At 40.5% G+C, this 21,574-nt stretch carries 17 protein-coding genes; 10 read left to right on the top strand and 7 right to left on the bottom strand.

The genetic code is table 11. The features are described 5' to 3' along the window. The first annotated feature begins 63 nt into the window (after nucleotides 1-63). Nucleotides 64-1,824 (top strand): hypothetical protein, encoded by a 1,761-nt coding sequence (locus tag CLI64_RS18200; RefSeq protein ID WP_103138524.1) that lies wholly within the window; start codon nucleotides 64-66, stop codon nucleotides 1,822-1,824. A 95-nt stretch (nucleotides 1,825-1,919) separates the two neighbouring features. Here the strand turns inward: CLI64_RS18200 and CLI64_RS18195 are convergent, their stop codons facing one another. Both CLI64_RS18195 and CLI64_RS18190 read right to left on the bottom strand, forming a co-directional pair. Next, nucleotides 1,920-2,810: an NAD(P)-dependent oxidoreductase gene (locus tag CLI64_RS18195; protein WP_103138523.1), complete on the bottom strand. Its 891-nt coding sequence runs from the start codon at nucleotides 2,808-2,810 to the stop codon at nucleotides 1,920-1,922. 114 nt (nucleotides 2,811-2,924) lie between these two features. Beyond that, nucleotides 2,925-3,674 carry a tetratricopeptide repeat protein gene (locus CLI64_RS18190; protein WP_103138522.1) on the bottom strand — a complete coding sequence of 250 codons (750 nt, stop codon included), beginning with the start codon at nucleotides 3,672-3,674 and terminating at the stop codon, nucleotides 2,925-2,927. A 311-nt stretch (nucleotides 3,675-3,985) separates the two neighbouring features. Between CLI64_RS18190 and CLI64_RS18185 the strand changes: the two genes are divergently transcribed. Beyond that, nucleotides 3,986-5,344: a pentapeptide repeat-containing protein gene (locus CLI64_RS18185; protein WP_103138521.1), complete on the top strand. Its 1,359-nt coding sequence runs from the start codon at nucleotides 3,986-3,988 to the stop codon at nucleotides 5,342-5,344. Between the two features lie 43 nt (nucleotides 5,345-5,387). Here CLI64_RS18185 and CLI64_RS18180 read toward each other — a convergent pair whose 3' ends face one another. From CLI64_RS18180 to CLI64_RS18170, 3 genes are all read right to left on the bottom strand, one after another. Continuing rightward, nucleotides 5,388-5,747 (bottom strand): hypothetical protein, encoded by a 360-nt coding sequence (locus CLI64_RS18180; RefSeq protein ID WP_103138520.1) that lies wholly within the window; start codon nucleotides 5,745-5,747, stop codon nucleotides 5,388-5,390. 79 nt (nucleotides 5,748-5,826) lie between these two features. Beyond that, nucleotides 5,827-6,105, bottom strand: a complete 279-nt coding sequence (locus CLI64_RS18175) for a DUF5674 family protein (RefSeq protein WP_374703944.1) — start codon at nucleotides 6,103-6,105, stop codon at nucleotides 5,827-5,829. 131 nt (nucleotides 6,106-6,236) lie between these two features. Continuing rightward, on the bottom strand, nucleotides 6,237-11,114 hold the full coding sequence (locus CLI64_RS18170) for a CHAT domain-containing protein (RefSeq protein ID WP_103138519.1): 4,878 nt from the start codon (nucleotides 11,112-11,114) through the stop codon (nucleotides 6,237-6,239). Between the two features lie 201 nt (nucleotides 11,115-11,315). Between CLI64_RS18170 and CLI64_RS18165 the strand changes: the two genes are divergently transcribed. Further along, the gene (locus tag CLI64_RS18165; RefSeq protein WP_103138518.1) at nucleotides 11,316-13,166 is read left to right on the top strand and encodes a tetratricopeptide repeat protein; all 1,851 of its coding nucleotides are present in this window, start codon (nucleotides 11,316-11,318) and stop codon (nucleotides 13,164-13,166) included. 222 nt (nucleotides 13,167-13,388) lie between these two features. On the opposite strand, the gene CLI64_RS18160 is transcribed toward CLI64_RS18165, so the two are convergent. Continuing rightward, nucleotides 13,389-14,057: a class I SAM-dependent methyltransferase gene (locus CLI64_RS18160; protein ID WP_103138517.1), complete on the bottom strand. Its 669-nt coding sequence runs from the start codon at nucleotides 14,055-14,057 to the stop codon at nucleotides 13,389-13,391. Between the two features lie 242 nt (nucleotides 14,058-14,299). Here CLI64_RS18160 and CLI64_RS18155 point away from each other — a divergent pair, with 242 nt between their 5' ends. From CLI64_RS18155 to CLI64_RS18125, 7 genes are all read left to right on the top strand, one after another. Beyond that, a complete protein-coding gene (locus CLI64_RS18155) occupies nucleotides 14,300-15,256 on the top strand; it encodes a sulfonate ABC transporter substrate-binding protein (protein ID WP_225977385.1) in 957 nt (318 codons plus the stop codon). A 68-nt stretch (nucleotides 15,257-15,324) separates the two neighbouring features. Next, the gene (locus CLI64_RS18150) at nucleotides 15,325-17,034 is read left to right on the top strand and encodes a fumarate reductase/succinate dehydrogenase flavoprotein subunit (RefSeq protein ID WP_103140787.1); all 1,710 of its coding nucleotides are present in this window, start codon (nucleotides 15,325-15,327) and stop codon (nucleotides 17,032-17,034) included. A gap of 20 nt (nucleotides 17,035-17,054) precedes the next feature. Next, nucleotides 17,055-17,564, top strand: a complete 510-nt coding sequence (locus tag CLI64_RS18145; protein WP_103138515.1) for a GNAT family N-acetyltransferase — start codon at nucleotides 17,055-17,057, stop codon at nucleotides 17,562-17,564. Between the two features lie 23 nt (nucleotides 17,565-17,587). After that, a complete protein-coding gene (locus CLI64_RS18140; protein WP_103138514.1) occupies nucleotides 17,588-17,815 on the top strand; it encodes a ferredoxin family protein in 228 nt (75 codons plus the stop codon). An 82-nt stretch (nucleotides 17,816-17,897) separates the two neighbouring features. After that, the gene (locus CLI64_RS18135) at nucleotides 17,898-18,869 is read left to right on the top strand and encodes a HEAT repeat domain-containing protein (protein ID WP_103138513.1); all 972 of its coding nucleotides are present in this window, start codon (nucleotides 17,898-17,900) and stop codon (nucleotides 18,867-18,869) included. A gap of 22 nt (nucleotides 18,870-18,891) precedes the next feature. Beyond that, nucleotides 18,892-19,653, top strand: a complete 762-nt coding sequence (locus CLI64_RS18130) for a DUF4058 family protein (protein WP_103138512.1) — start codon at nucleotides 18,892-18,894, stop codon at nucleotides 19,651-19,653. Further along, nucleotides 19,654-20,649, top strand: coding sequence for an Mrp/NBP35 family ATP-binding protein (locus CLI64_RS18125; protein ID WP_103138511.1), 996 nt, complete (start codon nucleotides 19,654-19,656; stop codon nucleotides 20,647-20,649). Nucleotides 20,650-20,698: 49 nt separating this feature from the next. Here CLI64_RS18125 and CLI64_RS18120 read toward each other — a convergent pair whose 3' ends face one another. Beyond that, nucleotides 20,699-21,505: a DMT family transporter gene (locus tag CLI64_RS18120; protein WP_374703943.1), complete on the bottom strand. Its 807-nt coding sequence runs from the start codon at nucleotides 21,503-21,505 to the stop codon at nucleotides 20,699-20,701. Nucleotides 21,506-21,574 lie beyond the last annotated feature (69 nt).

Below are 21,574 nucleotides of genomic sequence, written 5' to 3'. Positions count from 1 at the left end.
AAATCTCCATTTGAGTCCGTTAAAGATAAAAAACATCATATAGAAAACCAGCAGGAAAGCTCTATGACAGTAGCAGTCCAGCAGGAAGATTTGCAAATTTTAGCCAGAACCTTACAGGAACAATTCCTGGCAGAAGTCCCATCTGGTGAAGTTTTCCACATTAAGTGTGCTGTCAACAAAGACGAGTTGATGATTCTGATTCAACACCCAGTTAGTATAAATGTTGACACTGAGCAAGTTTTTTCTGTAATTGAGGAAGTGTTGTATTCGCTAGCATCACATAATGAGCAACGAATTCAATGCTTTTTGAGAATGGTGGGGGAAAAATTGCCTTATGCCAAACGTTCTTTGAATATTAAAGTTCCTGAACCAGTAGAAACCTCAGTTGCAGAGGATGAGGAAGTAGCTCAAGAAGAATCTGCTTCTTCCTCGATGGAATTTCCCCTGGCTTATTCGCCGCCAATTAGTCAATCAGAAGATGAAGAAGAAGAAATCTTTGACCCTTTAGCGGGTACGCCAGATTTATTAACAACTCCACACCGTAGACCTTTTCCTTTGATGTTTTTGGGTATGGGGTTGATAGGAGTGCTTGTGTTTGGTAGTGCAGGTGCTTATGTGGTAACTCGTCCTTGTGTGATGTCTGAGTGTGAAGAACTGCAAGCCGCAACCAAACTGAAAACTGAGTCTAGACAATTACTCATTCGTGCTAAGTCTGACCAGGATTTAGCTGTTATTACCGAACAGCTGAACAAAACGAGTGAAGCTTTATCAGTGATCCCCTGGTGGTCATCGCGTCATCAACAAGCAGAAGAACTTAAATCTGGTTTGTCTGCTCAATCAGAAAAAATTGATCAGGTGCTGAAGGCTTTACAGGCTGCTGCTGTTGCAGAACAAAAAATGCAAACACCTGCAAAAAACCCAGAGGAATTAAAAGCTAGACAAAACCTCTGGAGACAAGCTATTGCGCCTTTAGAAGCGATTCGTCCTAATAATGACCTTTACCGATTGATTTCACCCAGGTTATTGAAATATCGTGCCAGTCTCAAAACTATTAATCAACAATTGGTAGCAGAAGAAAAATGGCTGAAAAAGTTGGTGGATGCTAAAGCTGTGGCTACTGTCGCCACGCAACGAGAAAGTACGGCTCAAAGTCTGAAAGAGTGGCAAAAAGTACAGTCTACTTGGCAAATCACGATTAATGCCTTGAATGTTATTCCTCAGACTAGTCCAGCCTACCAAGAGGCACAACAACTTTTACTGGAGTATAAACCTAAATTAGCCAGAGCGCGCGATCGCGTCACCCTGGAAGAACTAGGTGCAAAAAATTTCCAGCAACTTAGCACTATTGCTAGACAAGCTAAAGGTTACGAACAAAAACAGCAATGGCAAGCAGCTGTTATCTATTGGGAACAGGCTTTACAAGCAGCTAAACAAATCTCGAATGATAGCTTGTACTATAGTCAAGCTCAAAGTCTGATTCCTGCATATTCTGCGGCTCTTAAGGAAGCACAAACAAAACTAGAACTAGATAATGCCTGGCGACAAACTCGTGTCGATTTAGAAAAAACCTGTTCTAGTAATATCAGAATTTGCAACTTCACAGTCGATGAAAAGGGAATTATTGTCAGAATCACCCCTGAATACGAACAACTTCTCCAAAATAGTCTTTCTGAAGATACTAATAATAATTCCGGTGCGATCGCTGATATTGCCAATCATTGGCAAGGTCTACAAGAAGCATTAATAGTCATTAGTGAAAATGCCAGTTTACCTTTATTTATCTATAACAATCAAAATCAGGTAATTTATTTGCGTACACCATAATACCAATTCGCAGTTCGCAATAAATAATGATAAAATAAAGTTCGTAGTAAGGACTTTAGTCCTACTCCGAGAACTAAAGTTCTCACTACAAAACTTTAATTATTTACCATCTTGTACTCAGAATAAAGAGATGCTAATTCTTCTTTGATAGAAAGAGGTTTGTATCCTAATTTAAAGGCTTGATAACTATTTAAGGAGACATCCTTTGGTCTGGGTGCAGCCATTTTGACATCTGTTTGCAGACAGCCTTTTAATCCGGTGGCGGGAAGTTGGAACACTTCAACTAAAATTCTGCCAAAATCATAGCGGGAAATTCTTTCTTTGCCGCCTAAATGAATGATACCATTGACTTTTGCTAAGGCTAATAATAAACCTCGTGCCGCAGTATTAGCACTCGTTGGTGTGCGAAATTCGTCAGTAAATAACTTCAGTTCTTTTTCCTGTTTTAAAATATCAATAAATGGCTGGATAAAACTGTTAGCAGTAGGTGTGGCATTACCAAACATTAAAGGCATTCTGCACACTGCTGTCATGGGGTAGCGTTCTAGCATTCCGATTTCTGCCATGACTTTTTGCTCACCATAAATATTCACAGGACAAGTGGCATCTGTTTCTTGATAAGGTGCGTTCAAACCATCAAAAACTAAGTCAGTGGATGTAAAAGCGCAAGGAATTTGATAGTCTGCACAAAGTCCAGCAATATTACAAGATGCAGTGACGTTAATTGTGTATGATTCTTCAGGGTGAAGCTGGCAAAAGTTGGGCTGTGAAGAAGCGGCTGTATGAATTACTGCATCTGGTTTAATTTCACTAAATGCCTGCTTAATTTCAGCAAAGTTTGTTAAATTTAATTTGATTAATTTAATACCTGGAATTTCTATATCATGGGAATAATATGTTCCATAAACTTCCCAATTTTCTTGAGCTATTTGGCACAAATGCCACCCCAAAAATCCGCTTGCTCCAGTGATTAAAAGTTTTTTCATAGATTGGGGATTGGGGATTGGGGACTGGGGATTGGGGACAAGGTAGACAAGGTAGATTTGTCTTTCTAAGCCCTAATGACTAATGACTAATGACTAATGACTATTGACTAATGACTATTGACTATTGACTATCGCCCTAAATTCCTTACTATTACGTACTTTATCAAAATCTGGGTCAGTTTTGGCTAATTCTTGATACTTATTAGGGGCAAGTTGTATGGCTTTTTGTAAGTTTTGGGTTGCTAGTTTGGTATCACTAAGTAAGGCGTAGGTACAAGCTCGATTATAGTAGGCTTCGGGTTTATCTGGCTTGATGGCGATCGCTCGCTCATAGGACTTTAAAGCTTCTGGATAGCGTTGCAGTTTACTAAGGGAAATTCCCCGATTAATCCAGGCTGCGGCTTTGTCAGGTGCAAGGGCGATCGCTTTATCGTATGCTGCTATTGCATCTTTATAGTTTTGCCAGGTAATTAACACGTTACCTCGGTTATACCAAGCTTCATCCTGTTCTGGCTGGAGGGCGATCGCTTTATCGTAGGATGAGAGAGCGTCTTTATACTTTTGTAAAGATGCTAGGGCATTACCTCGGTTAATCCAAATATCTGCATTTTCTGGTTGAATGGCGATCGCTTGATCATACATCCCTATAGCGTCTTGATAGCGTCGCGCATCTAATAGATTATTTCCTTGTACAAATAACTTTTCTGCCTGTTTACTATCTTGTGCTTCAGCAACAAATTGGGAAACATTAATTTTCTTGACTACTTCCTGAGTCTTGGCTGTGGATGCGTTTAGATCACCACTACACCCAAAAGTCAAACAAGTAATAAAACCACAGGCAATTAAGCCACGCCAAGAAGCCATGCTGTAACGACAGAACTCATAAAACAATGTTAAAACTACCCATTTTTTAGAATCGTATCAACTATCACGAATGCGTTTAGATAGTTTTGTGTGTGTTTTGACTGTTTACTGTTTGTAACAATATGTTGGGAAATTATACATAACAGTAGCATATTTTTACTGATAGATGAATAGTCAATAGTCAACAGTCATTAGCATCAGGGCATAGAAAGACAAATCTACCTTGTCTCCCCAGTCCCCAATCCCCAATCCCCTTCATCTTTCAGAGGGAATACTTTAGGTAATTGACTTGCTAGTGCAAAATAGTAGACATGACGATTGAATCTAATTCTTCTAAACCCCTAAACCCAGAATCGGGACTTGATGATGACTTGCAACCAGATGATTTTGATGGTGCAAGTCCAGGTGAGGAAAATCGCCTGACATCAGAAACGCTGGCTACACAGCAAGCTTTGGCGGCGATTTCGTCTTTGCAATCTCCGCAAAATACCGTAGCCTTACAAAACGCTCGTTCTAGTTTTTCCATGAGCCGCAAGCCTCAATTAACAATTAAGCCTAGAGCATTGTTAATGACTGTGGTGGCGATCGCCATGACTTGTGTTGGCGTGGCTGTGAATAATGGGATTATCGGTGTGGTGGGAACGGTGTTAACGTTGCTGCTATCTTTGTTAATCCTTTGGCCTTGGATAAAGTATCTAGTCCAGGAACGGTTATCTGAGCAGAATAGAACTATATTTATTGCCTTAATGGGGTTAATAGTCTCGCTCGTTGGCGTATTGAAGTTTACTGGTGTGAGCGATCGCTTGCTGTTTTGGGGTAAACGGGTTAATTGGGATGCGTCGGGAACTTTGGCGGAATGGTTCGGTGCATTGGGACAAATTTTGATTGCGATTATTGCTGTGTTTGTGGCTTGGCGACAGTACATTATTTCTAAAGACTTGACAATTCAGCAAAATCTGCTAACGGTGCAGCAAAATATTATTACCCAACAACAAACCATCGATTCTTATTTTCAAGGCGTTTCTGACTTGGTGTTAGATGAAGAAGGATTACTAGAAGACTGGCCACAAGAAAGAGCGATCGCAGAAGGTCGGACGGCAGCGATTTTTAGTAGTGTTGATGGTAGTGGGAAAGCGAAAATTTTGCGTTTTTTGTCCCGTTCTAAATTACTCACACCCCTAAAACGCGATCGTCGTCTTGGTAGAGCCATCCTCAACGGTGTTGGCGGTTATGCAGAAGACCGTTTAGAAGGCGTGCGGGTGATAGATTTAGGTGTCATGTTAGCAGCAGCCGACCTTGCTAACACAGATTTACGCTGGACTGATTTGAGTGAAGCCAACCTTGTCCGCGCTAACCTCAGTGGTTGCGATTTAGTCAAAGCCAACCTTTCCCGCACCATTCTATATGATGCGGATTTAAGGGGTGCTGACTTCAATGGTGTACGCCTATTCTATGGCTCACTAGAAGCCGCATCACCCCGCAGCCGCACCGAACCCCCAGACTATGAGACTGGCGAACACACAGGCGCAGTAGTAGAAAACGCTGATTTCAGCAACGTGCAGAGAATGTCTGATGCTAATCGTTATTACTGCTGCGCTTGGGGTGGAGAAAAAACCAGAAGCACAATTCCCGGCGGTTGTGAAGGTATTCCCAATAAGTTGGGAAAATAATCGGTGGATACGATTAATTATTTCTGTATAAATGGATTGATGATTATGCTATGAACTGAGATTGTAATCCAGACATATCTAAGACTTGCTCTGACCAAGCACTAGATTGTTCCTCCATTTTTTTACGTTCGCTATCATCAATCCAAAGATTATCAAACTTTAATTTCCATCGTGCTAATTCAACTTGAATGTTAACTAATTCCTCTGCATATTCCGGTTCAATTTCTGGGGCTGTCCACTCAATAAAGCATATGGTTTCATCTACTACACTCTCAACTGCTTCTTTATCAGCAGTATGAGAAAATGTTCTAATTCTGGATAAGTTTTCCGCTATGTATCCCAAGCGTTTTGATGGGTTATCACCTTGAAATCGCGCTTTGTTTTCATTTAAATTCTGCTTCATATCCCCCTATTAACTCCTGAGCGATTTTTTTAACACGTTCTCGAATCTCTGGATCTTGAATTAACATTGAGCGATTATTTTAACTGGGGCGAATGTTAATAATTGACTCATAAGCGATTGACTGGTTAAAGGGAATCCAATCAGCACCCCAAATATCTCGTTGTCTACTACCATCTTCCAGCAATACTGCTTCACAGAAAGCGTGTTTTTCTCCTCCACCTGCTAAAATATTTCTCTCTATATCTACTGCTATTTTGATATAAAGTTCTAAGGTTTGCAGCATTTGCTCAACTTGTTCTAGTGTTGCTCTTTCCCTGATGATCAGTACCAAAATTTCACCCCACACTTGTAAATACACAGTTGCAAGTTTTACTATTTTGCATTTATCCGAAGATGTATGTATAGCGTAGGGGTTTAGGAGTAGAGGAAAAAGAAACTGACTAATGACTAATGACTAATGACTAATGACTATTGACTATTGACTATTGACTACCAAGGATTCCCAATCATCGTAAAGGCAGACCAAAAATAGGGATGGCTGATATCTTTGTCACCTAGTTCGGCTAAAATAGGGGGTAAAATCACACCTCCCCTGGTGGTTTCTAGTTTACCGTTTTCTAAACGTACCTCCCCTTTGAGGGCTGCTACTTGGGCTTGGCGGAGGGCTTCGGCTTTGATGGGGGCGGTTTTCAAACGGTTGTAAAATTCACTGATTAAACCTAATGTCCCCTCGTCGGAGACATACCACAAACTAGCTAAGGCTGACTTAGCACCGGCTTGTACTGCAAAACCAGCAAAGCCTAACTCGGCTTCCTCATCTCCAAGGGCGGTACGACAGGCACTTAATACTACTAATTCTACAGGCGGATCATTCCAACCCAGTCGGCGGATTTGATCCATTTGCAATTGTGTATCCCACAGTTGAATATAGGAGTTACCAGGCGCGCCTGGTTTAAATTCACCGTGGGTGGCTAAGTGGATAATCCCAAAAGGTGTTCGTTGGCGTTGGGTTTGGAGATTTTTCAGGGTAAAGGCTTCGTTGAGGAAGGATTTACCCGCCCAAAGGCGGGGGGTAATGGCGTTGAGTTCTGTGGGTACGGCTGGTAAAGGTTGCTGGTTGGTGAATTGTGATGCACCCATGCTTAAAACTTGGGATTTCCTCACATCTACATATTTGGTATCGGTGAGGCTGAGACTGGGCATTAAGCCGACGCTGTATTTTTCGACGAGATATTGTTTACCATCGTAAAGGGCGGCGATGGGTAGCGATCGCAATCCGCTATCCATGATAAATACTAAATTCTGCACACCATATTGTTGTAATTCGCTGGCGATGGGTTGAATTAGCCATTCATGTAATTGCTGGCTTGATTCTATATAGTCTTTTCGCAAGCTAGGATCTGTGATGCGGCTTTTAAATGTTCTCGCTACAGCTAATATTTGCGATCGCGTGATGGGTAAAACTTTACGGACTGGGTTATTCTTAGCTGTGACGACTATTAATTCTAGGCGATCGTCAGCAGATTGAATTTCTAGTGCTTTGTTGCTTGCAGCTTGATTGGGATTAGCAGAAATCTGCGGTACAAAACTCACGTAAATCAATGCAGGCTTCACACCTGTCGCACTTTCAATATCTTGTAATATATTCTGGGCTGTATTGGTGTTGGCAATTCTAGGGAGAGATGTTCTACCTAAGTATTGCTGAATTTGATTCGTGAATTTTTCATCAATTTCGGGAACGATTTGATTCACCACCGCCTGTGGGGTGACGATAGTGGGAAAGGTAGGAGAAATTTTTTCTAAGATTGCAGGGTTAGGAGAATTGTCTGGAATTATGGGTGCAGGTGTAGGTGCAGGTGTAGGTGCAGGTGCAGGTGCAGGTGTGGGTGCAGGTGTGGGTGCAGGTGTAGGTGTTGGCGTAACTTTAACAGTAATATTTTGCTCAGATGAAACAGAAACGCGATCGCTAGCTGTAATACTAAAGGCTGTAATGTCACCAGTCGCATCAGTGGGCGGTGTGTAAATTAACGTTGTATCTGCATCTAGGGTTGTTCCTGGCGTGATGATTGTGCCGTCTGCTAATGTTAATGTACCGCTTTTTAATGCTGTAAAAGTTATGGTGCGGTTATCTAGATTGGCATCATCACTTGTAACATTTAAATCACCAAAATTAAATGTTATCGACTTATTTACTTCTGTGCTGGGAATATTATTATTGGCGGTGACAGTCGGCGGATTATTAATAGATATAATCCTAATCCCACTTGGAGTATCACTAGCTATTCCACCATTTTCTAAAACCGGAAATATATTAACTGGTGAACTTGGAGTAATTTCAGAACTGCCTGTACTAATACTACCTGATGTACCATTTTCGCTAGCATCACCAACTTTGAATGGTACATTATCAACACCCCCATCATGTTGAATTTCCACCTTACCGGAAATCCTACCTCCCACAGTCAAGATAGTATTACCTGGAAAGTCCCTATCAATAACTTCTCCTAATCCTTTGACGACTCCATTAGCTAAAACACTCACATTTCCGGCGTTAGCATCACCAAAATTTGTCGTCTGGGCTTTAGTGTTAATACTAGTAAAAGTAATATTTTTGCTGGATAGTAAATTAATACTTCCTGCTTGAATCGTGCCGTAGCCACTAGTAGCAAAAGCATCAATGATATTTGTTGTGAGATTACCTGTAGCTGTAATGCTCACTGAACCCGCAGTGTTAGTATCAGAAAAACTAGAATTAGGGCTAAGTAATGATGTATTAATATTCCCTGTGGAAACATCTCCTCCAGATGTGATATTAATATTGCCCGCCGTAAGATTAGCAGAACTCATCATGCTGGATGATGAATTAATATCACCTGTAGTTACATTGCCACCAGCTTGAATATTAATTGACCCACTAGTCAAATTATCTGAATTAGAATCACTAGTAGAAGAGTTAATATTACCTGTTTTCACATTACCAAAAGCTTGAATATCAACTGAACCAGCTATGACATCAGCAGGTACTTCATCAAAGAAACTCGCAGAAGAATTAATTTCACCTGTGGAAATATCTCCACTCACAGATTGTAAAATTACGCTACCACCAAGCTGATAAATGAAACTAGATGCACTTGTGCTAGTGTCAATATCTCCGACTTGTATATTAGCTGGTGTAGATGAACTACCAGTGCCGCTAAATACAGTTCCCGATTCCGTAATATCAGGAGGAACGTTAGCAGTAGATTCTAAACTACTCAAACCGGCTCTTAAAATTAAGGCAGGTTCATCAGCTAAAATCCTTTCATCGGCGGAACAAATACCATATGGACAAAGTGTAAAATCTGGACTATTAATTGTAATATTACCTGCTGTAATACTACCTGTAGACTCTACTTTTAAAGCGGGGCCAGTGTAGTCACCAAAGGAAACATCACCATTAGCACTAATAATTGGGTCATAAAGACTGATAAAATTACCCCGATTACCCTGATTATTCAGAATAGAAAATTTACCGCCACTAGCAAAGTGAGTATCTAGAGAAATCTTGCCATTGCTGATTAAAGTTAAATCTCCGCCGCTAATAAAACTTGTGCGATTGAGATGATTAATGGCTAATATATCAATCCCTGCATTACCTTGTAGTAAAAGATTATTACCTGCAATTATAGAAACATTATTTGTGGTAGTATCACGCACTATAACAGAATTATTCGCCAGTAAGTTTAAATTATTAGTTGTCGTAATTTTAGTTTCTGGTAATATTAAATTTTGATGGGCTAGCAAACTCACTGTTTGAGCATTGGCGTGTTTTACAACTACATCATTGCGATTCACTGGTAAACCAGAACCAACTAATTCTACTTCACCCAGATTATTGACTATTAATTGTGTTGCATGATTTCCACCGCCTCCAGTCAATAGGTTAGCCAGGGAATTTTGGTAATTATTGAGATTAGTAGATGGAGGCAGAATTTCTAAACTTAAAAGATTACCAGGTATACTCAGACGGACTAAACTAGAACCAGGGACAGCAGCAACATTAATCTTGCCACCTGGTACGGAAAGTTCGCCTGTGCTGACAACAGTAGAACCTAATAAAGTTAAGTTATTACCTGGTGTCACGCCCAGATTAGCTGTATTAACAATCGTTCCGTTGGCGTTAGCATCAAAGACAAAACTATTAGGTGTTCCTAGCAGATTAACGTAATCATTCCAACCCTGGGTATGAAAGTAACTATTACTATGACTAAAGCCAATATGGTTGGCGGTAGTGGCGGTAAATGAAGCGGGAACATTTAAGCTAGCATGGTTGCCGAAAATAATCCCATTGGGATTAATTAAAAATAAGTTAGAATTACCACCCGTGACTTTAATTAAACCGTTAATATAGGAAGCATTCCCACCCGTAACACGCCCTAAAATATTTTGAATAGATGGTTGGGATAGGAAATTTGCCGTTTGATTACTATCCAGACCAAACTGTGAGAAACTGTGAAAAAGATTGGCGCGATCGCTACTCAAACTACCGCCACTAATATCAATCTGATTGCCTTGATTATTCACAATCGTCCCAGTACCATCATTAGCTGGTGTAATGGACTGTGCTTGAGCAATACTAGGACATAACCCCAATAATAAAAAGATACTAACTAAACTGGTTTTGGCTTTCTGCGATTTACGTCTTTGTTTGGCTTTTTTTACCGCTTGACGAGCATATTTAGCCTGTAAAGCCGTATATTTAATAGATAAATTTTCTGCATGATGACGATAATAATATAGTGGTTTAAAAATATGTTCAACTTGACTGATTTCCGACAGACGTAAACATAAATCATAGTCTTCTGCATATGGTATATCTGTGTCTATTCCCCCAGCTAACTCAAACACTTCCCGCCGCATTAATCGGAAGTGAAATGTCATAAACTTATTTAACAGTTCTTCACGATTGTAGGGAATGAGACAACGATAACCATAACTCAGAAAATTATTTTGCGTATCAATATCTAAATAGTCAGTGTACACCCAACCAATATCCGATTTTGTATCTAACACCGCAGCTGTTTCTTGTAATGCGGTGGGTGCTAACAAATCATCACTATCCACCCAACCAATATATTTACCACGAGTTTGGGCGATCGCTGCGTTTATAGCCTTGGTCATTCCCTGATTTCTAGATGCTACCACCCGCACCCGATGATCATATCGTTCATACTCACGCGCAATGGCTAGAGAATTATCTGTAGAACCATCATCCCAAATCAGTAATTCTAAATCTGACCGAGTTTGAGCTAAAACACTAGTAATAGCAGCATCAAGATAATGCTCCCGATTATAAACGGGAATCACAATCGAAATCACTGGATTCATAAATTTTGATGAAAATTTTTCCTAATTTATTATCGTATTTGGCTGCATTTTGTCATGTTCTAGCCCTAGTCATATTTGATGTTTGCAAATGTTTGCATAGTATCAATTAATTCCCGAATTTTGCTATATTTTTATCTGTGTTGCATTACAGCTATATTAGCTGTAAATAAAATTAACTAAATTTAATTTTTCATAATTTATATGCAAAAATTCTTCGCCAAAACCCAAAAGCGGCGGACACTCACCAGGGAAAGACTCTACTATTTACCAACACCAAATAACAAGCCTGCATTAAAACTCTATGTTCCGGTGGTGGAGTTCACCAATCAGATCAAATCTAATTCATCTTTACCCAAAATATTTTTCCGCAAAGGTTATTTACTCAGCTTCATATTTTTATTGATCACTGGGCTAATACCCACAGCCTTATTAGCCCAAGAAAAACTAGAACTAAAAGACTTTGATTATTGGGAGAGTTTTTGTAAACTCTTGGGAGAGGAAAAGAAATACGAAGAAGCGATCGCAGCCTGTAATCAAGCCATTGCCCTTAAACCGGAAAATGCTGATATTTGGGTATTAAGAACCGATATTTTAATTAAACAAGCCAAATATAGCGAAGCTTTAGTATCAGCAGAACGCGCCTTGCGTCTGCAACCAAAATATGCCTTAGCCATCGCCCAACGCTGTCAAGCCTTGTTAAATTTAAATAAATATGCCGAGGCGAATGCAGCCTGTGATTTAGCTTTGCGTGCTGATGGTAATTGGGGTGATACCACAGCAGAATTAGCTTGGTATAATAAGGGGATTGCTGAAAGTAAATTAGGCAAATTCTTGGAAGCTACAGACTCATTTAACCAAGCACTAAATCTCAATTCTCAAAACTCTTTAGCCCTGGTGGGTAAGTGCCAAGCTTTAACAAACTTAGCAAGATTATACGAAGCAATTGAAACCTGTGATCAAGCCATCAAAGCTAATCAAAATTGGGGCGATAGTTCACCGGCGATCGCATGGTATCACAAAGGATTAGCACAACAAAAAAATGGTCAAATAGAAGAAGCGATCGCCTCATTTGATCAAGCCATAGCCATGAATCCCAAGGATGCAGATATCTGGCTTACCCACGGCAAAGCTTTAGCCAGCGTCGATAAACCCGCACAGGCTAGTGTTTCCTTTGAATTTGCCGTAAAATTAAGCCCTAACTATTCCTTGGCATTAGCACATCAAAGTGCCACATTGAATAAATTAGGCAAATATAAAGAAGCTCAAGCAGCCAGTGAACAAGCCATTCAAGGTGATAACAGATGGGGTGATACAACTCCCGCACTAGCTTGGGAACAACGGGGAATTGCGTTAGCGGGAATGGGTAACTATGAAGAAGGATTAGCTTCAATTGATCGCGCCATCGCCCTCAATCCCAACTACGCCGAAGCCTGGAACAATCGCGCCGTCACCCAATGGTATTTAGGTAGATATTCCCAAGCTATTGCTAATAGCGATCGCGCTACAACTATTAACCCTAAATATGCCCAAGCTTGGTTTAATAAAGGAAGAATTCTCAAAAGTTTAGAACGCTATCCAGAAGCACTAGCGGCATATAATAAAGCTATAGAAAATAGTAAATCTACAGAAAATACACTACTAGCCAATAGCTTGGCAAATCGTAGTGTCATTTTATGGCATTTATCACGCCATCAAGAAGCCTTAGCCTCAGCCGATCGCGCCATTGGCATCAATCCAGAATTATCTTTAGGATGGTACAATCGGGGCGTAGTGCTATTGAACCTCAGACGCTACCAAGAAGCCTTCACCGCCTACAATCGCGCCGACACCCTCACACCCAAAGATGCAAACATCCTCTTAGGAAAAGGGATAGCTTTATTAAAACTAGGGAAATTAGAAGATGCGATCGCTGCATTTACAGCCACATTAGCACTAGATCCGAAAAACACCATAGCCCAAACTAATCAAACCATTGCCCAGGAAAAATTAAAACAACAGCAAGAACAGCAACAACCAAAGTTACCAGTTATTCCCGAAAAGCCGCAGAATTAAGCTGTTGTGCTTTTAATTTGCATATTAATATTCGCAGGGGGCAGGGGGCAGGGGGCAGGGGGCAGGGTGTGGGAGGTGTGGGAGGTGTGGGGGGATGGGGAAGAAATCTTTCCCCCCACACTCCCCACACTCAAAAAGCCATTTATATCAATGCTTTGCGATTAACTTAGTGCTATTCTGCCCAATGCCCGATGCCCAATGTCCAATGCCCAATCCCCAATCTTAATGCCGTTTACGTGCTAAAGTTAGCCCATCTGCGATCGTAATTAAACTAATATCTATGCGATCGTCTTGGGCTAGCTTACTATTAAACTCCCGAATGGCGACGGTAGCTGTATCTTGTATTTCCGGTTGAGCTACTTGTCCAGACCACAATACATTATCAATTGCAATTAAACCACCAGGTCTAACCAACTGTAATGCTAGTTCGTAATAGCGATAATAATTTTCCTTATCAGCATCAATAAAGGCAAAATCAAAGCTTTCTGCTTGATTTTGAGCTAATAAATGTTCTAAAGTTTCCGTAGCTGGCGCAAGATGTAAGTCAATCTTATCTGCTACTCCCGCTTGTTCCCAATAGCGACGAGCCACAGATGTAAACTCCTCACTGACATCACAGGCTACAACCTTACCATCTGCTGGTAATGCCAAAGCCACGCTCAAAGAACTATAACCAGTAAATACACCTACTTCTAAAGTTTTTTTTGCACCAATTAGCTGTACTAAAAATGCCAAAAATTGTCCTTGTTCTGGTGCCACCTGCATATTTGCACGCGGATGTTTAGCAGTTTCTTGGCGCAGTTGTAATAAAATTTCCGGTTCGCGCAGGGATACAGACAACAGATATTGGTACAAATCATCTGTCAGACTCAGTTTTTTGCCAGTAGACATATTTTTAGTGGTAGTCAGGAATTACAAATTATTGTAGCTATTTATCTATGTGAATATTTTACCACAAAAATACGGTAAATTGCTCAAAATGCCGTAGTATTTATTGTGGTTATGTAATCACTGTGCTTATGTGGAGTCAGTTTGTATCGCCTCAATGGATGAAGAGAGTCAACAACTTTCTTCGGAATTATCAGATATCTAGAATTCATCAACTTATTTGCTGTTTTACCTTGGGACTAAGTTTGAGCTTTGTTGTCTCGGCTTGTTCCCCTGGCAATACAAACAACTCTGCCGTCACACCCACAACAAACTCTAGTCCCACAAAACAAGGTGTTGCAGTTCGGATTGGTTATCAAAAAGCAGCTACTATTCTCAACACGATGAGAACCAAGGGAGATGTAGAAAAGGCTTTAACGGCTGCTGGGGCAAAGGTGACATGGACAGAATTTCCTGCTGGGCCGCCGATGCTAGAAGCGATGAATGCAGGTAGTATTGACTTTGGTTACACAGGCGAAGCACCGCCTATATTTGCCCAAGCTGGAGGAGTTCCATTGCTGTATGTAGCTTACGATCCTTGGAGTCCCAAAGCCGAAGCGATTATTGTGCCGAAAGATTCACCGATTAAAACTGTAGCGGAACTCAAGGGTAAAAGAGTTGCCTTCGCTAAAGGTTCTAACACTAACTATTTAGTAGTCAAAGCCCTAGAAGCAGCCGGACTAAACTATACTGACATAAAACCCGCCTATCTCACCCCCGCAGATGCCCGTGCAGCCTTTGAAGGTGGTAACGTTGATGCCTGGGCAATTTGGGACCCTTTCTTGGCAGCAGTTGAACAGGCTACAGGTGCAAGAATTCTTACAGATGCCACAAATTTAGCACCCAATCGGGGCTACTATCTGGCGAGTCAAGCCTTTGTAAATTCCCACCCAGATGTATTGAAAACCCTGTTAGATGAAGTCACCAAAGTCGATAAATGGGCAGCCAATAATCCCCAAGAAGTAGCTAAATTTCTAGAACCAGAATTAGGCATTCCCGCCGCCGCTTTAGAAGTTGCCGAGAAACGCCGACAGTATGGTGTTCTGCCGTTAACCGATGAAGTAATTAACAAACAACAAGATATTGCCGATACCTTTTACAAAATCAAACTCATTCCCAAGCAAATTCAAGTCAAAGACATAGTTTGGCAAGGCAATAAATAAGGCAGGGAGCAGGGGGAGAAATGCCCAATCCCCAGTCCCCAGTCCCCAATCCTCAATCCCCGAAAATTATGGATATCAATACTCAACGGATAAAAACTGATGTACTCGTCATTGGTGGCGGTACGGCTGGCACAATGGCAGGTATTAAAGCCAAGCAGGCAAATCCAGATGCAGAGGTGCTGATATTAGAAAAGGCTAACATCAGAAGGAGTGGTGCGATCGCAATGGGGATGGATGGAGTCAATACCGCCATCATCCCCGGACACTCCACCCCAGAACAGTACGTCCGGGAAATCACCCTCGCCAACGATGGCATTCTTAACCAAAAAGCCGTCTATCAAACCGGTAAATTAGGTCACGAAGTCATTCAAGAATTAGAAAGTTGGGGTGTGAAGTTTCAAAAAGATGCCCAAGGTAACTACGACTTAAAACAGGTGCATCGTGTGGGTAAATACGTCTTACCCATGCCAGAAGGCAAAGACCTGAAAACCATTCTCACCCGTCAAGTCAAACGCCACAAAGTCAAAGTTACAAACCGTGTGATGGCTACCCGTGTATTAGTCAAAGACGGACGCGCTGTTGGTGCGGTAGGATTTGATGTCAGAAACGGCGACTATATAATCATTCAAGCCAAGGCCGTCATCCTTTGTACAGGTGCTTGTGGCAGACTCGGCTTACCTGCTTCCGGCTATCTCTACGGCACTTACGAAAATCCTACTAACGCCGGCGATGGCTATTCAATGGCTTATCACGCAGGTGCAGAACTTAGCAACATTGAATGCTTTCAAGTTAATCCCTTAATTAAAGATTACAACGGCCCCGCCTGCGCCTATGTCGCCGGGCCTTTTGGCGCACATACAGCCAACGCCGAAGGAAATCGCTTCATTAGTTGTGACTATTGGAGTGGTCAAATGATGTTGGAAATCTGGAAAGAGTTAAACTCAGGAAAAGGGCCAGTCCAACTCAAAATGACCCATCTTGATGAAGATACAATTGCCGAAATTGAATCCATACTTTGGGCAAATGAAAGACCAAGTAGAGAACGTTTCCATCAAGGGAGAAATGAAGATTACCGCACCCACGGCGTAGAAATGCACATTTCTGAAATTGGCTTATGTAGCGGTCATAGTGCTTCTGGCGTGTGGGTAAATGAAAACGCTCAAACTACAGTCCCCGGTTTATATGCAGCCGGAGATATGGCCAGCGTTCCCCATAATTATATGATTGGGGCTTTTGTGTTCGGTCGCATAGCCGGAACTCATGCCATTGAATATATCCAAGATTTAGATTTTAGCGAACCAGATGCCGAGTTTTTAGAAACAGAAAAAACCAGAATTTATGCCCCATTAACTAGACCAAATGGCGTACCTCATACCCAGGTAGAATATAAACTCAGACGCTTAGTTAATGATTATCTCCAACCACCCAAATCAGGTAACAAAATCGAAATTGGCTTAAAACATTTTGTCCAATATCAACAAACATTAGATTTAATGGGTGCGCGTGACCCCCATGAATTAATGCGTTCTCTGGAAGTACATTTTATTCGAGACTGTGCAGAAATGGCAGCCAGAGCATCATTATATCGCCAAGAAACTCGCTGGGGATTATATCATTACCGTTTAGATTATCCAGAAAAAAATGATGATGAATGGTTTTGTCACACCAACTTAAGAAAAAATGAATCAGGACAAATGATATTGTTTAAGCGTCCAGTAGAACCTTATATTGTCAAAGTAGATACAGCCCAAGAATTATACAATGTAGCTGTGAGGTGATAGTTAAAATAATCAAAAATATGCAGATAATAGAAACATTTTCTACATCTCGTCTGCTAGCAGAGCGGCTACAATTCCAGCATTTGCATGAACTTTGTCGAATGCACCAAAATCAAAAAGTTATGACTACTTTAGGCGGTGTGCGTTCTGATGAAGAGACACGGCTATTTATTTTCAATAACTTACATCATTGGCAAAGTTACGGTTTTGGCTTATGGGTATTTCGAGACAAGAATAATCATCAATTTGTTGGTCGTGCTGGACTTCGCAATACTATTGTAGAAGGTATTAATGAGGTGGAATTAGCTTATGCACTCATGGATAAATTTTGGGGTCAAGGATTGGCTACAGAAATGGGTGAGCAAATCTTAAAAATTGGTTTTGAGTTACTGAAATTAAAAGATATAGTTTGCTTTACGCTCACGACGAATGAAGCTTCGCAAAGAGTAATGGAAAAGTTGGGATTTAAGTATGAGCGTGAAATTATCCATGCTAATTTACCTCATCTATTTTACCGCCTAACTGTTTAATTACAAAATCAAATAGGAGTTTTATGGCTTTAATTAATCAGAGGGTAGATGTTCCTGTCATTGTTGATGAATCAAAATGTTTGGAAAAATGTATGGCTTGCATTGAAGTTTGTCCTTTAGATGTGTTGGCTAAGAATCCAGAGACGGGGAAAGCTTATATGAAATATGATGAATGTTGGTTTTGTTTACCTTGTGAAAAGGAATGTCCTACTAATGCTATTACGGTGCAGATTCCTTTTTTGTTGCGGTAATTAGGTCGTTATTTAGGAATAATGTGAATTTCACACAGAGGCGTAGAGGCGCAGAGAGAAAGAGTTTTGGAGAGGATTTAGGATGTCTATAAGTGCTGATTCTGAATTAAATCAATGGTTGGAAATGTTGCGATCGCCTGATGTCAATGACCGCTTAGTAGCTGTCAAAACTCTACAACATCTCGGCGAAGAAGAGACAATTGATGCTTTAATTATTGCCCTTAATGATGAAAATGTTGCTGTCCAGAAAATAGCTATATCTGCTCTTTGGGAAATTGCTAATCCTGTGGCGATTCCTGCTTTAATTGACTGCTTGAGTTCGCAAGATGAAGATATTCGCACTGAAGCTGCGTCAGCTTTAAATGAGTTAGTTAGTCCAGATGATTTATTACTTTTACTAGATAAACTACAAATTGATGATATCAATACACAAATTAATATTTTAGTGCTGTTGCGTAAAATTCATGATATTCAATCTTTACCTTATATATTATCATTTTTACAATCAGATAATCCTGAGTTAAGAGAAACCGCAATCACTACATTGCGTTATCTGAATCAATTAGATAAATGCCCAGAAGCTTTAGATTTAATTTTTGATGATTCAGCAGTTGTGCGGCGGGCTGCGGCTTTGACTCTGGGACATTTGCAAGATACAGAAGTAATTAATAAACTTAGTCAAGCACTGACTAATGATCATGACTGGCAAGTGCGGCGTAATGCAGCTCAATCTCTAGCTATTCATGCAAATCATCAAGCAATTTTCGCCTTAGAAACTGCTTTCAGTGATGAACATTGGCAAGTCAGAAAAGCAACAGCACAAGCTTTACAAAAAATTCCAGATATGCAAGTTATGCCGAAATTAATTCAAGCTTTAGCAGATGAATACGCAGATGTTCGCAAAGAAGCTGTAATTGCTCTTGGTAATTTAGCTCATTGTGATGTTATCATCGCTCTGCAACAAGCTTTAGATGATCCTGATAGGGAAGTTGCTATTCAAGCACAACGAGCAATTAACAAGATACAAACAGATAAAATAGTATCAGGGGAGTAGTCAATAATTAAGGGAAAGTGTCATGGGAAATCCATTTCCTGGAATGAACCCGTATTTAGAACAGCCTGAACTTTGGCATCAAGTTCATAATCGTTTGATTGTCGCTATAGCTGATGATTTGACTCCTCAAATCGCGCCTAAATACCGAGTTTCTATTGAAGAGCGAGTTTATACAAGTGTAGATGATATCTTACTGGTGGGAATTGCTGATGTAGCAGTTGCTAACCGTAATATTCCAGATAGCAGCACAACTTTGACTGCTGCAAAACTTAGCGAACCTACTAAAGTTAAAGTTCCCATACCTGAACAGGTAACTGAAAGATTTTTAGAGGTGCGCTCAACTCAAAATAAAGAAGTAGTAGCTGTCATTGAAATACTTTCACCTAAAAATAAAATCTCAAAAGAAGGTAGAATTGCTTACGAGAACAAACGACATAAAATTTTAGCTTCTGCGACTAATTTGGTAGAAATTGACCTGCTAAAGCAAGGTGAGCCAATGCCAATTTTAGGTGTAAAAATCACAGATTATAGTATTTTGGTAAGTCGCAGCTACAACAGACCTGATGCCGATTTATATACCTTCGATTTGAAAAGTCCAATTCCGGTTTTTCCTATACCTTTGCATGAAAGTGAATCTGAGCCAATTGTTGACTTACAAAGGTTACTCAATGAAGTATACGAACGTGCTAGATTTGATTTAGCAATTGATTATACACAACCTTTGAAAATCAGGCGATCGCCCGAAGAAGAGGCTTGGATAAAAGATATTTTGGCAACTGTTTAAATGAGTCAACAAGAAGTAGTAGAACTGCTCAAACAAGTTGTTGAACCAACTTTAAAAAATGACATTGTAAGTTTGGGCATGGTGCGGAATCTCCGCATAGTTGATGACTATGTTTACTTGCGTTTATATATTGGTTCTCATCAGCAGGAATTACAAACAGAAGTTGAAGCTAAATTATCAGCTTTGTCTTGGTGTAAAAAGACTTATATTCAAATTTGCACAATTCCTGGTGTGAAAATAACTCTAGGAATTTCTAGTGGTAAAGGTGGTGTTGGTAAATCAACAACTGCTGTAAATATTGCCGCCGCTTTAAGTTTACAAGGGGCAAAAGTTGGGCTATTAGACGCGGATGTTTATGGGCCGAATGTGCCGCAAATGTTGGGTTTAGGACAAGCTGATGTTGAAGTCATTCAGACTCCTACAGGTGAGAAGTTTTTACCTTTAGAAGTGCAGGGAATTAAATTAATGTCGGTGGGTTTACTAGCAGAAGAAAATCGTCCTTTGGCTTGGCGGGGGCCTGTACTGCACAAAATTATTACCCAATTTATCAATGATGTGGAATGGGGGGAGTTAGATTATTTATTGATAGATTTACCCCCAGGTACGGGTGATGCTCAAATTACGATTATTCAAGAAAGTCCAATTTGTGGCGTGATTTTGGTGACGACTCCGCAGCAAGTAGCTGTTGCAGATGTTCGACGTAATATATATATGTTTCGCCAAGTCGGTGTGCCGGTACTGGGTATCGTAGAAAATATGAGTTACTTAACCTGTGGGGATTGTGGTTCACGCACATATATTTTTGGTAGTGGTGGCGGTGAACAACTCGCAGCCGAATTACAAACGCCTCTACTGGGACAAATCCCTATTGATTCGCGGATTTGTAGCGGTGGGGATAGCGGAAATCCCATCGCCACAAATAAACAAGCTTCCACAGCAAGTGAGGTTTTTAGAAATATTGCGATCGCACTAAACACCACTTTTTGTTACAGATGATTATGGTTATGCACTGAACTTGTAGGGAATTCCCGAAAATTAAATGAGATTAACTCCTCATATTCAATGATTTAATCCACTTTTCTCCACTCAACAGCGCAATTCCGAAAGTTACAATCCCAATTCCCACATTTTGCGTCGCATTTAACGCTTCGCTAATTGTTAACCATGCAACTAACGCTGTTAATGCTGGACTGCTAGAACCAATGATTGAGGCGGTAGTTGCGCCAATCATCCGAATTCCGGCATTATTCATTGTGTGTCCAATAAAGCTGACTAAACCAGAAAAAATACTGCCAATCCACAAAGGTGTCCAATCAAGTTGCGTGCCGGGAGACGGCCAAAACAGTAAACAAACACCAGAAAGTATGAGAGTAGAGGCAAAGCTAATCCAGGTGAAGGGAACTGGATGAAATCTAGTTAAGCATTTTTGGGCAATGATGTTATAAAAAGCGTAAACTATCCCAGAACTAACACTTGTGATGATACCAATGTTAATAGACTGGTTACTGTAGGTAGTAGAAGATTGAGGTACTGTCAGCACACTACCTATCAGAATAATAGCCATTACCAGCCAACATAACCATGTGGGGCGATCGCCAAAAAATTTCCAAGATAGAAGAGCCGTAAATATAGGATAGGTAAAAAATAAGGTGAGAGCAATTCCAGTGGGAATTAAGCCAATAGCAACGTAAAGTAAAGCAATATACACAAACATTAGTATCCCGCAGCCAAAAGCTTGAAATAAAATGTCCCTCCTTTCTCGGCTGAACAAGTCTCGCAATTCTGTCAGTGCTGATGGATATAGTTTAAATGCTACTAATGCCATTAGTGGTACTACTAATAACATTCGCATAAACATTAGTAAGAAAGAATTTGGTAGATCCGGTTTTACATATCCACCAAGTAAAAAGAAACCCAGTAC

Source organism: Nostoc sp. CENA543 (assembly GCF_002896875.1).
GTDB lineage: Bacteria > Cyanobacteriota > Cyanobacteriia > Cyanobacteriales > Nostocaceae > Trichormus.
Note: the sequence above shows the minus strand (reverse complement) of the source record. Positions and strands in the feature narration are given on the sequence as shown.

Coding starts and splice junctions, on each gene's coding strand:
- CLI64_RS18200 (WP_103138524.1), top strand. CDS start 64: ATGACAGTAGCAGTCCAGCAGGAAGATTTGCAAATTTTAGCCAGAACC.
- CLI64_RS18195 (WP_103138523.1), bottom strand. CDS start 2,810: ATGAAAAAACTTTTAATCACTGGAGCAAGCGGATTTTTGGGGTGGCAT.
- CLI64_RS18190 (WP_103138522.1), bottom strand. CDS start 3,674: ATGGCTTCTTGGCGTGGCTTAATTGCCTGTGGTTTTATTACTTGTTTG.
- CLI64_RS18185 (WP_103138521.1), top strand. CDS start 3,986: ATGACGATTGAATCTAATTCTTCTAAACCCCTAAACCCAGAATCGGGA.
- CLI64_RS18180 (WP_103138520.1), bottom strand. CDS start 5,747: ATGAAGCAGAATTTAAATGAAAACAAAGCGCGATTTCAAGGTGATAAC.
- CLI64_RS18170 (WP_103138519.1), bottom strand. CDS start 11,114: ATGAATCCAGTGATTTCGATTGTGATTCCCGTTTATAATCGGGAGCAT.
- CLI64_RS18165 (WP_103138518.1), top strand. CDS start 11,316: ATGCAAAAATTCTTCGCCAAAACCCAAAAGCGGCGGACACTCACCAGG.
- CLI64_RS18160 (WP_103138517.1), bottom strand. CDS start 14,057: ATGTCTACTGGCAAAAAACTGAGTCTGACAGATGATTTGTACCAATAT.
- CLI64_RS18150 (WP_103140787.1), top strand. CDS start 15,325: ATGGATATCAATACTCAACGGATAAAAACTGATGTACTCGTCATTGGT.
- CLI64_RS18145 (WP_103138515.1), top strand. CDS start 17,055: ATGCAGATAATAGAAACATTTTCTACATCTCGTCTGCTAGCAGAGCGG.
- CLI64_RS18140 (WP_103138514.1), top strand. CDS start 17,588: ATGGCTTTAATTAATCAGAGGGTAGATGTTCCTGTCATTGTTGATGAA.
- CLI64_RS18135 (WP_103138513.1), top strand. CDS start 17,898: ATGTCTATAAGTGCTGATTCTGAATTAAATCAATGGTTGGAAATGTTG.
- CLI64_RS18130 (WP_103138512.1), top strand. CDS start 18,892: ATGGGAAATCCATTTCCTGGAATGAACCCGTATTTAGAACAGCCTGAA.
- CLI64_RS18125 (WP_103138511.1), top strand. CDS start 19,654: ATGAGTCAACAAGAAGTAGTAGAACTGCTCAAACAAGTTGTTGAACCA.
- CLI64_RS18120 (WP_374703943.1), bottom strand. CDS start 21,505: ATGCGAATGTTATTAGTAGTACCACTAATGGCATTAGTAGCATTTAAA.